We start from the raw sequence: 13,418 nt of genomic DNA, 5'->3' as shown, positions 1-13,418 counted from the left end.
GTGTCTAACTTTTAGGGGTCACTTCAATTTTCTGCTCTTTTTTATATGCTATTTAGCGAATCTTATTAGTTCTTCATCTGTCAAAAGTTTTAAAAGATTATTTTGAATATCAATAAAACTTTCAATTGACTCACGTACATCCTCATTCAATCGTTCTTGCCAACGTTGAATAATTTGGCTATTATTAGTGAAATACCCTGGGATATTTTGATTTTGAAAATGTATGCTATCATAATATTCATCAAAAAATGCCATTAATTCTTCTTTAGAGTTGAAATCTGAGGTTTTTACAATAGGACTTTGTTCAATTATTAGGGGTTTATCCCTGAGTGTCCTTCCTAATTTTCTTGTATTGATAGCCCTATTTAGAATATCATCAATTTCAACTTCTTTTGTTAAATTAACTTCCGGTACTTCTCTAAGGTTTATCCCATAACGCAAAAGTTTATTAACTGGAAATTCTGTCTCATCTAGAATTTCACCCTTCGTTACCATTTCCATAATTTTAGGTATTAAAGCAACCCTTTCAGCTCTTTCATCATTTGATAATTCATTAAAACGAGAATTATTTATCTCTATTTTCAAATGTTTTTCTCTTTTTGTCTGGATAGGAACAGTTGTTTGAAACGATGCTGACAAATCTTCATCTAAAAATTCATCTATCAAATTCTTTACCATAAATCTAATTTTAAAAATTCCATTACTCTTTAATTTTGCCACTATATCAGGAATAATAACTTTATTAAATTGATTGCCTACCCATTGGCTAACTGTAGCATTAATATTAGAATAAATGAATTTCTCCTTTTCAAAAATACTATCAAGCACCTCAGCTCTAAATGAACGTATAAATTTATTTCTACACATTAGCCAAATCTTATCACTCATGTCATAAAGGTCAATTACAGTATCTTCATTTATCGGCGTATTCCTATAGTCTCTTTCAATATTAATTGGCTTTCCACCTATAAAAAGTTGTTTATCAAATTCTTTACTCACATGATCCATGAAAGTATCGGTTGATTTAAGGAAGTTATAGCGTTTTATGTTGAATTCTGCGAAACTCTCCGCTACTTTTAAAATTGCTTTTTGAGCTTCAATATCAATATCAGTTATATCACTATACAAACTTGCATCAGTAGTAAAATTTTTACACGTAATTAATTCGAATAATCGGTCAAAAATCCACTCTACGGTTTCTTCAAGGTCATCCAGATTTCCAAAAATAATTTCTTCTGGAGTCTTTTCAAATGTATTTATATAATCAAAAAGAACTGTATCTGTAATAAAATTGCCACTTTTAGTGATTTTACCTTTTTCGATACGACTAACAGAAGATTTATCAGACATCTTTTCCATCGTAAACCCATGACTTTCTCGTAATTTTTTGCAACGCCCGGCAATTTTAGGAACTAGGTATGCTTCTAAATCAATCATATTAATACCAACTTTCTAGTTTTTTAAGTAAATATTACCACAATTATACAATTGTTTTTAAATAATTGTTTAGAGTATTAAAAGAGAAGTCAGTTACTAGTAAACTATGTTAACAAAAACATATAAATTTCAATAACTAAGTACAAAAGTTGTCCACGATTTAATACTAATATCATCTAAATTTTCATCATTTATTTACTATTAGTACAGCCTCTTTCATGTATTACTAGATTTTTGGCGGAAAAACAATTAATTTCAAATAAAAATTAATCTCCTACTATCACTTCTTTAAAGCAATTCATGCAAGTATCGTAGGCAGCTATTCAATAGCAAGAGATAATTATGATAAAGCAGAAGAACTTCTAAATGAGGTATCTGATGAAATTGGGCAGGCTGAATTTTACTATAAAATTGGTGCTTTCCATTATGATATTTACGAATCACTACAATCAATTAAGTATGTTAACAAAGCTAAAGAAATATTCTCTAAACATGAAGGCTATGAACGAAATATAGGATTCTGTGAAAACCTTTTTGGCATGGCATGTACCAATTTAAGAGAATGGGCATTAGCCGAAGAACACCTTGTAAAAGCAATGGATCTATTCCAAAAAATTGGAGAAGAAAAATTTACTGTAATGGTTCGTCATAATTTAGGTTTATTATATGCAGGGCAAAATATGTCTGAATTAGCTATTCGCTACCTCTCTGAAGTATCCGAAAAGAAACCTAACCACTATGAAGCCATTTTCATCGAAGGCAGAGAACACTCTAAACTAGGAAACCAAGAAACTGCTAATACTTTATTTGAAAGAGGATTACAACTCTGTACAGAACTAAACAATGAAGAATATCAGCATCGGTTTAAAATTTTAAGTGACATTAATAATAATGTCACTGCCGAGAAATTAGAAGCTACCGTCATTGCAGGAATTGAATACTTTGAACGAGAAGATTTATATGAGTATATCTATGAATGCTGTAATGCTTTAGCAGAAAAGATTTTTGAACAAGGCCAGCATGCCAAAGCAGATACATACTTCTATAAAGCAATTCAAGCTAAGAAAAAAGCTGATTTGAAAGAAGCTTTAAAATGAAAAAGCTAATTACAGTGATGAGTATTGCTGCTGCTCTAATGTTTACATTGGGAATTACATCTCAAACAGATAGTCACGTAATAAAAATTGTTCAAAGTATGATGGCAGACGGAGACCACGGTGGTTGATGTCCTTTGACCCGGAATTCAGTTCCAGGTCTTTTTTTATTGAAACAAGATATAAATCATCAGTTTTAACTATATAGTTGAGAAGGAATGCCTAAAAAAAGAAGGAGGATCATGATGAAATATCAAACCTTATTTCCCTTATTAAAAAAATCGCTTTTTATCTTTATACTTTCTTTCAGTATGTTAATTTTCACACTCCCTGCCTCTACCTTTGCACAATCCAATAACAATGTAATTTCTGTTACAAATTACTATGTATCCCCAACAGGAAATGACCTCAATCCCGGTACATTAGATCAACCTTTTGCTACCATTCAAAAAGCTGCTAATGTCGCAAAAGAAGGAAGTACAATCTACATAAGAGGCGGAGTTTATAACCAAAAAGTTCGTGTCGCTCATTCTGGTGCCTCAGACGCACCCATTACTTTTCAAAATTATCAAGATGAAAAAGTCATTCTCGATGGTTCTAAAGTCAAGTTAGAAGATGATGGGTTATTTACAATAGAAGACAAAAACTATATTCAAGTAAAAGGATTAGAATTTCGTAATTTAAAATCAACTAAAGTTAGCGAAACCCCTATTGGTATTTATATCACTGGAACAGGAAGTTACATTGATATTAGAAATAATTATATCCATCACATTGAAGCGAATGTAAAGAATGGAAACGCACACGGTATTGCTGTATACGGTACTTCATCTAGTGCACAAAATAATTTAAATCATATTGTCATCGATAATAATGAAGTAGCAAATTTGAAATTAGGATTGAGTGAAGCCATTGCTGTGAATGGGAATGTAGATTCTTTTGAAGTTACCAATAACAAAGTACATGATAACAACAACATTGGAATTGTTCTGATTGGACATGAAGAAGTATCTCCAGTAGCTTCTTTAGATCAGGCACGAAATGGAGTTGTTCGTAATAACATTGTCCATCACAATTCATCCATCAATAATACTAGTTATAATGAATATTCAGCTGATGGTATTTACGTGGATGGCGGGAAGGAAATTATCATTGAGCAAAATCAAAGCTATGAAAATGATCTCGGTATTGAAGTAGCCAGCGAACATGCAGGAAAAAGCGCAAGCCAAATTACCGTTAGAGACAATACAATATCAAATAATATCATGAGTGGTATTGCAATTGGTGGATATGACAGTCAGCAAGGATATGCTGAAAATAACACGATTACGAACAATGTAATTTATAAAAATGATACAAAAGATCAAGAGAGTGGCCAAATCGAAATACATTACGATACCCGAAACAATGTAATTACCAATAACCAAATTTATGCTAGTAATAGCCGTATTTTTATTAGCAATAGTTTTAATAAAAACACTGGGAACAAACTGGATTACAATCATTACTATGGTGAATTCGATCAAAGTAATGGCTTATGGCAATGGAAAAGAAAAACGTATAAAGGATTTACATCTTATCAGGCAGGTATGAATCAAGAAGGAAATGAACAACATAGTGTATTTAGCAAATTGTCTCCTTCATTCAAACTTATTTTAAAATGAAGTAAATTTACTAAAATGACTTTATCTTAGCACACTTCAAATACCCTCCCCTATAATGGCAAGGATGAATTAAAAATTGCAGTTTCAATTGAAACTGCAATTTTTTCATGCTTATAAAAACCCTGTATTTATTCTTTAAGTACATCGGCTTATCTATAATTATATTAGTAAGCTGCGGCTAATTTCTCTTAATATTAAGTACTAATACCTCCGCAGAAAATAATCTATTATTAATTCAGGATCAAGTATATTAAAAATATGAACCTTATCTTTAGTATTTCTTTTTATATTTAATAGCTCCTTCTCCAAAATGAATAAGCAACTTTTATTATCCCTAAAGAAATAAAGAAATATAAGAGGATATTCACAAATTGTTCTGCTGTAATATATTGAAGTATGTTAAGGAGAAACAATATAACTATTCCCAGATAAAGAATGTTATATAAAAAATTAGTAGTTTTATACTGAATCTCTAAACCCCTCTCATCTCTTGCCTCTTTGCTTTTTTGAAATTTAAACATATATAATTCACTTAGGCATGATAAAGCTATAATAATAATTACAACATACTTTATAAATTCCATTTATTTACTCCTCCTTATATCCGAAAACTTCCTCTAATGGTTTTCCAAAAGCTTGGGCTATTTTAAATGCAAGAATTAAAGAGGGATTATATTTATTCCTTTCCATAGATGCGATAGTCTGTCGACTAGCACCTACTCTGTCTCCTAAATCTTGCTGTGTCCAACCTTTTTCGGCACGACAAACAACTATTCGGTTGTTTAACAACTACCCCCACCTCCTATAGATATCTTATCCTATCTTTAACATTTTGTACATATTTTTTAACATTTCGAATATCATTTTTAACATTTTGTTAAATATTACATATAAATAATTTTTAATAGACTAGTTTCTCTTTAATTTAATTAAATAATTATAATGAAAAACAGCACATAAATTTCTATGTGCTGTTTTCTAAATTAATTAATACTTAATTGGTTTTTCCAAAGTCAAGACAGAAGGAACTTGATTCGGTTTAGCTAAGCGTAACAATTGATATCCTATACCAGATAACCCCATAAATAAACCTGGAATTTCGATATGACGCCCAACACCAGTTTTATATTTTCCTATTTCTTGTTTTTCCTTAATTACATTCATCCCTACCGCATGAGCCATTCTATTCCATTCTGGACGTCCTAATACATTTCCTGCGACATGGAATAATTCTGAATTTCCTAGATCACCGTGACAAAGGGAATGGCTCCGCCCCATTCCAACATCTATAGTTGTAGATACTGCGGTTTCTATCTCTTGTTGTAATAATGTATCTTTAATATAAGGCAAATATAAAAGGCGACTTAAACCAATTCCAGTGGCCCCATGACACCATGCCGCAGAAAATTCACTAGACTTATGTTGTGAACACCTTAAATCTGCCCAATTACAATTTTTTGAATCATATAAAGAACGGTCATATCGAATTGCCTCTATTGCTGTTTCAAAATATTCCTGTTTGGAAGTTTGCTTATACAAGCTTAACAATGACCAGGCAATACCACTTGTACCGTGTGATAACCCTCCTAACATTGATTGACTTGAAGGATCTAACCAACCAATTCCTCTTTCTGTAACTATTTTATTTTCAAGTAAATGATCGCCATATTTTTGAGCAATTTGAAGTGCCTGTTCATTATTAAATTGTTCATGAATATTTAGCAGGACTTGAATTATTCCTGCACTTCCACCCAGCAAATCGTAAAATTTATCATTTTTTACATTTTTATCTATATTATTCAACGAATTTTGAACATATAATTTCCAGTTTGGATTTTCACCATATAATGCATCAAAATGAGAAAGGGTGTATAAATGAGAAGCCTGTCCATGAAAGGCACTAGCAAATGATTTTTCTTGTATAGGCTGTTGTAAAATTGATTCCATTGTTTGCATTGCCAACCTATTAAAATCTTTATCTCCCGAAATCTTTCCTAAATATCCTAAGAACAATGCAATACCACTTAACCCATTGTATAATCCACTATCTAAAGCTGTAACTTGCCATTGGTTATGATAGTTCATTCCCAGTCCAACCCAAGTAGCATCATTATAAGAACCATGAATAACTTGTTCCATTAATCTATATCCAATATTTTTTGCCTCTTCTACAAATATATCTGTTTTGATTTCCTTTAATTCTTCCTTTAGATATATTGCCTTTTTAACAATAATTTTTTCTTTTATATTACTAGACAACGAAGCTTCAATCCACTTTGACTGCTCTTTAATACTCTCTAATGTAAGGCTTTTTATCCGTTCAACAGATATTTCATAACTAGGTTGATCAAAATAATTTTCAATTCTCTCACCAGAACTTGCAAATAGATCTCTACTTCCAGGTTTTGTTGTGAAAATAGGAATATCCCCATTGAATAGGTCTTTTCTCTCAAATGGAATTTGACGTTTATCTAATACAGTAAACCAAAGTCGATCTAATAATTTTTCAAGTTCCACACAATCCCTCATATAGTCCGGATGATGTTTTTCTAAAAGAAAATTCCCATAATATTGAGTAGGTCTTACAACAATCCTAATTTCAATATCTTTAAATTTAGCTATAGGGCCCTCTTCATTAAGAAGTTCTGATTTATTATTCAGTATAATTTGAGCTACATGCTGATATCCTTCAATAATACAGTCTATATATGATGCAGCTCCTATTGCTTTTCCGTTTAACTTTGGAACATTATTATTATTTATTTCTACCTTTACCTTTTTACGTACAAAGCGCATTTCATCTGTACCTTCATTTTCAATTCGAAGTAAAGGTATAGGTAATTCTTCCTGATTTGTTACACTTACTCCACTAATATCAATCCCATAACCATCTGCATTTTTAAAATATAAATGCGGAAGTAACGCAGTACCTAAAACGGAGTCTGCAATTTTATATCTTGCCTCCATGTCAGCTGAAGCTTTAATATTTAATTTAGTTGGGTGATGGAAAATGGTTTCTAAATCTATTAATGTAGGAAATTCGCCATCTGCAACTATATTTTCATGATGGAAATCAGTACCATTTACAACATGTAAAACAGACAAATATCCACCTAAACGTTTATAATAGTTTTCAATTTGCTCGTGTGTCTTACATTCTTGGTGTTGAATACACTCCTCCCAAGCATAATCCTGACGGTTTAATATATTGTATCCCTTTAGCTTTGGTGTAAATCCTTTTTTATTTATCCAATCTAAAAGCTCATGAAAATATATTGCTACAGTTAAAGGCTTTGGCTTATATAATATCTCTGTATTTTTTTCAAACTTAAATCGCATTACAGATCGCCCTTGTTGATGAGAGTCTCCCAGTCCAACAACTATTGATTTAAGAGGTAGTGCATCTAATTTTAATGATTGATTAATTTGATCCCAATCTTCTTCAAAACGAGTTAATGCTTCAGTTATTGCATTTACATAATAATTTGTACGTATTATTAAAGTTCTGGAAAGAACAGGGTATTCTTTGTATATAAACTCGAGAGCATTAGGATCCATTAATTTAGCTCTTACAAAAGATTCAAATCTCTCTTCAGGAGTATCTCCGGTTAGTTCTTTTAATTGCTTTGCAATATAAAGTTCTAAAGTAATAGTTCTAGCACCTATATTAGTTAGACCCTCAATTAAATTGTTTAAAATTGATAATTGTACTTTGTCCCAATCCACTTTTTTAGAAAGGGACGGATGCTCTTGATAAAACTTATTAAATCTATTTTTTGCCCAGAGTATAAAAGGACGAAAGGCTAAACTTATATGTAATTGATCCGGCTCATGTAACTTTTCATCTCTATGAAGGGTTAATGCTTCGTCTATCCAATTCATCCATAACGGATTTTGATGTGGTTCTAGTTTATTCTGTTGTAACCATTCTTCATTTTCAGAAGCCTTTAATGCTTTAATAAAGAGTTTTTCATCTAACTGTTCCATCTGAAATCGCTTGTTCATTGAATCATCATTCAATAAAGTTGCTTCTTTCCATTTGTTACGATAATTTCGAATTTCTTCTTCAGTTAAATGCATTGTATCGATATTATTAGCTAGTTGAATTCTTTCATTTATAGATAAAGACTTATACAAATTAGCCGAGATTAATGGTTTTCTGTTTGTATTTTGCTTCACTTTTCTCAAGTCTCCATTTCAACATAATCTTTTTTGAGTAACCTAGTATTTAAAAAACACCATAATGTAAATTATATACATTTACATTATGGTGTTTTTGCTACTCTAATATTTATTTACAACTATTAGCAGTATACCTTTGAAAGTGAAAGACCAAGCGCTACTCCGCCACCAAAAGCACAAAGTGGAGTAGTCTCAGGTTGAACATCTCCACCGCCAGAAATGCGTGTTAACTCTTCTTTTGATACTTCTACTAATTTTGCACCTGCTGGATGTTTTACTGATAATTCTTCGATAACTTGATTACGATTCATAATAGAATTCCTCCTTTAATGTTAACTACAAACTGTATTTTATATCAGAAAGTCTTTTATTTATAGTTCGCAAATTTGCATATTTTTTATTATTTAGTTAAATCATCTTATTATTTTTAGAATACTTTTCTTTCATATACATTTGAAATATAACTTATACATAAGTGATTTTTCATTTGGACCACAAATTCAATAACCTAAGAAAATAAAAAACTACCTGCCCTCTAAAAAATGGGAGACAGGTAGTTCTTTAAATCAATTTTCATTTTAAAATTAGCAACTCTGCTTAGATAGAGCTAAACCAATAGTTATTCCATTAAGATAAAGGGTAGGCGTCATAGGCGTTGTTTCAGCTTGAACATCCCCACCACCATAAACACGTGTTAACTCTTCTCTTGATACTTCTACTAATTTTGCACCTGCTGGATGATTTACTGCTAATTCTTCAATAACTTGATTACGATTCATAATAAAATTCCTCCTCTAACGTTGACTACAAATTGTATTTTATATGAGAAAGTCTTTTATTTATAGTTCGCAAATTTGCATATTTTTTATTATTTATAAAATATTTTTCATACTTTTTTTAAATTTATATGAAACAAATTTAAATATTCCTCAAATTTAAATAGGGTCTTTTTCGAAATTCATCGAAAAAGACCCTATTTATGCATATATTTGATTACTTAAAAACCAAATATACTATTTATTTAATCAATTCTAAAGCCTTATTAACATTTATTAGACCATATCCATATTTATCGTCTTTACCAGGTTCCCCTAAATCAGTTGAACTCTTTTTTAATATATTTTTTAACTGAGCTAATTTTAAAGACTTTCGTCCTTTCTTTTGTTGTTCAGCGATAAGAACTCCAACTGCCCCAGATACCTTTGGTGCTGCAACACTAGTTCCCGCCATCAAAACATAACCTTCTGGTAGGTTTAAAGCCTTGCTTATTGGAGGTTGTGGTAAATTAGTTGGATAAGTAGTTAATGTCATAGAAAATGGGTCTAGCTTTTGCTGATTAGCCCACTCAGGACCATAATCTCCAGCGGGAGCAGCTACAGAAACCCCACCATAGTTTGAATAAGATGCTAGTAAATCATTTTTATCAGTAGCTGAAACAGTAATTAATGATGGAAGCCCACCACCTGGAAGATGCACTTGCTTATCACCAGAAAAACCTCGTTTTTCTGCTATAAGGGTTGGGTTATTATTATCCAAACTTTCATTTCCTGCACTAGCCACTACAATGACGCCGTGTTTATGAGCATATTTAACAGCTCGTTTATAAGATTCTACTACTACACGATCTTCTGGCTTTTCCAATGATTTGTACGTCCCTAAGCTTAAATTAATAACATCTACTCCATCTTTTGTAGCTGCAATAATTGCTTGTGTAACCCAAGCTGATTCAGCCCCATCTTGCCAATTATCCATAACTTTATAAGGAATAATGCCTAACTCTGGTCCAACTCCTAACATATTTCCATTAGCTGCTATAGAACCAGCTGCCATAGTACCATGCCCCATGTGGTCATCCGTATTATCGACATTGGGAACAAATGATTTTCCTTTAGAAATAATATTTCCTTTTAAATCTGGATGGTTAAAATCAATACCGCTATCAATAATTGCTACTTTTACATTATGATTACCTTTTTGTTTTTTAAAACTTTTTCCATCTTCAGTGATTTTCTTTATATCCCATCCTAATTCTTGATATAATTTTGCCTTTTCTTCTATATTTGGAATAACAGTAGGAATAATCTCATTTTCACTAATACTAGGGTTTAAATTATCTTCTTTAGGATCAATTATTTTACTTTCTGGTCCAGTAGATTCAATTTTATTATGAAACTTTTCCTTAATTTCATGGCTCGCTTTTATATGCTGACCATTATCGGTATCCTCAAGCTTAACCATTGCAATTTCAGGAATTACCGTACTCTTTATACTTGGGTATTTTTCTTTAATGAATTGATTTACCTCTTCTGAAGTATTTGAATCCGTAAACATAAATAGTTGATCATTTCCACTCTCTGCATTACTGGACTTATTAAAAGTAAATGTAAATAGTATAACAGTGGTTAAAATTACAATTATTGTTCCTAATTTAGATTGCCAATTCTTCATTTTGATTCTCCTCTTGAATTGTATATAGTTGATAATATATACCTTCTCTTTTTAACAACTCTTGATGATTTCCTATTTCTTGGATTTTTCCATCCTTTAAAACAATAATTCGATCCGCATCTCTAACTGTAGATAATCGATGAGCAATGATAATCTGCGTACAGTCTAACGTTTTCAAGTTTTGTTGAACTCTTGATTCAGAAAGATTATCTAAAGCTGAAGTTGCCTCATCTAAAATTAATATTTTGGGTTCATTAGCTAAAGCGCGCGCTAAAAGAAGACGCTGTTTTTGACCACCTGAAAAATTACTACCACCTTCAGATATCATAGTATAATAGCCCATAGGTTGTTTCAGAATTTCCTCATGAATATCTGCAAGTTGAGCTGCATTAACTACTTTTTCTAACGAAACTTTATTATCTAAAATTTGGATATTTTCTATTACACTCCCATGATTTAATCTAGCTTCTTGTAATACCGCTCCCATCTGACTGCGTAATGCATGTAAATTCAATTCTTCTAACGGTCTTCCATCAATAAAGACCTGTCCATTAGTGGGTGAATACAATCCTAGCAATAATTTTGCCAATGAGCTTTTCCCTGAACCAGATGAACCAACAATAGCAATTTTTTCTCCTGCTTTAACCCTTAAATTAATTTTAGAAATAACTTCACTTCCAAAATGATCATATTTAAATGACACATCTTTAAATTCAATTTCGCCCTGAATATTTTTAACCTTGTGCCCATCTATATTCTCTGAGTCGCTTTCCATTACATCTTGTAAGCGCTGTATATAAGCCACTAATAGTAACAATTGAGAATACGTGTTTCCCATAGAAACAATTGGTACCATAAACGATGTAGCAAGTGCCGAAAATCCGAGGAGTTCTCCTATTGTAAATTCTCCTTTCAATATAAATATTGATCCTACCCAAAGTAATATAAGAGGGGTAATAAATTGAATTCCACTACTAAAAGATTCTAGAGTAGTAGAAAGAAAATTTTGCTTTTGAGAAGCTTTTAATTGATTATGAAATAACTGATGCCAGTGATTAAAAACTTTTTTTTCAGCACCTAGAATTTTAATATCACAAATTCCATGAATACTCTCTGTTAAGTAACTTTGTGTTTTGGTTTGTACAACAAGATTTTGATCTGATAATTTCTTAATCAAACGAGTACTTAGAAGTGTGATGCCTGTAATAATACTGCATAATAACACTACTAACAAACCTAATTTCCATTGCATATAGAACATCATTATTGCGTATCCAATAATTAAGACCATATCAATAATCAAAGAAATCATACGAGAAGATAGAATTTGTCTAATTATTACATTTGAATTAGCTCGGTATATAAGTTCTCCACTTGTTCTAGCTTCAAAAAATGAGTATTTAAGACTAAATAATTTAGAAATAAAAGCTGACATAATTGAAGAATCCATGCGGGTTTGAAGAATAGTAATTAAATACCCTCTAAAAATAGAGAATACTTGGTAAAATAAAAATAGACCAAGCACACTTACCCCCAGAATACTGGTGTATTCTGCATTATTGGGTAAAATGATATTATCAACAATCCATTGAGTTACTTTAGGAATGACTAGCCCAATACCTTGTAATAAGAAAGCCACCAACATTATACTTATCAGTATATTTTTATGCATTAAGATATGTTGTAAAAGAAAGTTGAGTTTTAATTCCTTCTTTTTTGTAACGAATTTTTCATCTGTTTCAAATTTCAAAACATATCCAGAATAAGAACTCTTAAATATTTCCGGACTAACTTTCCGTCTCCCATTAAGAGGATCAACAATAGAAAAATTTCTTTTATTGATGCTCTCAAGAACAACATAATGTTTATTTTCCCAAAAGAGTATTGCAGGACATGAAATTTGACTTAATGCATTGCAATCTGCTTTATAGACTTTCCCCTTAAGGTGAGTTTCTTCTCCCATCTCTATCAAATGATAAAGGGAAGTGCCTTTTTTGGATGTACCAAATTTGTTTCTCAATTCAGATAGCGTTACATTATAACCGTAGTAACCTAATACCATCCCCAAACAAGCTAAACCACACTCGCTGTGCTCCATTTGTTCAATATAAGGCACTCTTTTGCGCATAATCATCATTCCTCATAATTTCTTCAAATTCTAACCATCCACGATGATAGGCAAGAATTCCTATCTGAACTCGAGAAGATATTCTACATTTCAACTTAATTGATGAAATAATAACCCCTACTCTTCTTCTACTAACAAATAGTTTTTGTGCAATTTCTACATCCTTATAACCGTGTGCAATAAGAATGGCTACTTTTTTTTCTTGGTCACATAACGATTTCCCCATTTTAATTCACCTTCCAGTAATATTTTTTGCAATGAATATCCTCTAAACTAGCTTTCGTTATATTAATAAATATGGATTTAACGATAAATCCACCCCCTTAAAATTTGCGCGATAAATTATTTTTCTGTAAATGAAAATAATTTAATAACTTAAGAATTTAATAGCGCATTAATTATTCTTGGTATTGAATTAACCTTCAGATTAATCGGAATGTTAGATAGATATAGAACTCGAGTTAT

12 protein-coding genes are annotated in these 13,418 nt (G+C 31.3%); 3 read left to right on the top strand and 9 right to left on the bottom strand.

The annotated features are described in order from the left end of the window. Positions 1–48 precede the first annotated feature (48 nt). On the bottom strand, positions 49–1,437 hold the full coding sequence (locus RT27_RS35475) for a helix-turn-helix transcriptional regulator (RefSeq protein ID WP_052497747.1): 1,389 nt from the start codon (positions 1,435–1,437) through the stop codon (positions 49–51). A 539-nt stretch (positions 1,438–1,976) separates the two neighbouring features. On the opposite strand from RT27_RS35475, the gene RT27_RS28830 reads away from it, so the two are divergent. The 3 genes from RT27_RS28830 (at position 1,977) to RT27_RS28825 (ending at position 4,195) form a co-directional block, all read left to right on the top strand. Then, complete coding sequence (locus RT27_RS28830; RefSeq protein ID WP_231577727.1) at positions 1,977–2,534, top strand: tetratricopeptide repeat protein; 558 nt, start codon at positions 1,977–1,979, stop codon at positions 2,532–2,534. Next, on the top strand, positions 2,531–2,662 hold the full coding sequence (locus tag RT27_RS36170; RefSeq protein ID WP_000733997.1) for a hypothetical protein: 132 nt from the start codon (positions 2,531–2,533) through the stop codon (positions 2,660–2,662). Before RT27_RS28830 ends, RT27_RS36170 begins: the two co-directional genes overlap by 4 nt. Positions 2,663–2,776: 114 nt before the next feature. Continuing rightward, on the top strand, positions 2,777–4,195 hold the full coding sequence (locus tag RT27_RS28825) for a right-handed parallel beta-helix repeat-containing protein (RefSeq protein WP_043938511.1): 1,419 nt from the start codon (positions 2,777–2,779) through the stop codon (positions 4,193–4,195). A gap of 290 nt (positions 4,196–4,485) precedes the next feature. Here the strand turns inward: RT27_RS28825 and RT27_RS28820 are convergent, their stop codons facing one another. The 8 genes from RT27_RS28820 to RT27_RS28785 form a co-directional block, all read right to left on the bottom strand. Continuing rightward, on the bottom strand, positions 4,486–4,779 hold the full coding sequence (locus RT27_RS28820; RefSeq protein WP_043938509.1) for a hypothetical protein: 294 nt from the start codon (positions 4,777–4,779) through the stop codon (positions 4,486–4,488). 4 nt (positions 4,780–4,783) lie between these two features. After that, entirely contained in the window at positions 4,784–4,984 is a 201-nt protein-coding gene (locus RT27_RS28815; protein ID WP_043938507.1) for a helix-turn-helix transcriptional regulator, read from the bottom strand. A gap of 198 nt (positions 4,985–5,182) precedes the next feature. After that, complete coding sequence (locus tag RT27_RS28810) at positions 5,183–8,374, bottom strand: type 2 lanthipeptide synthetase LanM family protein (protein ID WP_043938506.1); 3,192 nt, start codon at positions 8,372–8,374, stop codon at positions 5,183–5,185. A gap of 125 nt (positions 8,375–8,499) precedes the next feature. Further along, entirely contained in the window at positions 8,500–8,688 is a 189-nt protein-coding gene (locus RT27_RS28805) for a mersacidin family lantibiotic (RefSeq protein ID WP_043938505.1), read from the bottom strand. Between the two features lie 273 nt (positions 8,689–8,961). After that, positions 8,962–9,156, bottom strand: coding sequence for a mersacidin family lantibiotic (locus RT27_RS28800; RefSeq protein WP_043938504.1), 195 nt, complete (start codon positions 9,154–9,156; stop codon positions 8,962–8,964). Between the two features lie 238 nt (positions 9,157–9,394). Further along, positions 9,395–10,825, bottom strand: coding sequence for a S8 family serine peptidase (locus tag RT27_RS28795; RefSeq protein WP_043938503.1), 1,431 nt, complete (start codon positions 10,823–10,825; stop codon positions 9,395–9,397). Next, positions 10,806–12,953 carry a peptidase domain-containing ABC transporter gene (locus tag RT27_RS28790; RefSeq protein ID WP_050043492.1) on the bottom strand — a complete coding sequence of 716 codons (2,148 nt, stop codon included), beginning with the start codon at positions 12,951–12,953 and terminating at the stop codon, positions 10,806–10,808. Before RT27_RS28790 ends, RT27_RS28795 begins: the two co-directional genes overlap by 20 nt. Further along, positions 12,928–13,179 (bottom strand): LuxR C-terminal-related transcriptional regulator, encoded by a 252-nt coding sequence (locus RT27_RS28785; RefSeq protein WP_016078316.1) that lies wholly within the window; start codon positions 13,177–13,179, stop codon positions 12,928–12,930. The genes RT27_RS28790 and RT27_RS28785 overlap by 26 nt, the downstream gene beginning before the upstream one ends. Positions 13,180–13,418: the final 239 nt, after the last annotated feature.

The organism is Bacillus sp. L_1B0_5, assembly GCF_000836715.1.
Lineage (GTDB): Bacteria > Bacillota > Bacilli > Bacillales > Bacillaceae_G > Bacillus_A > Bacillus_A thuringiensis_S.
This window is presented reverse-complemented; position numbering and strand designations above follow the sequence as displayed.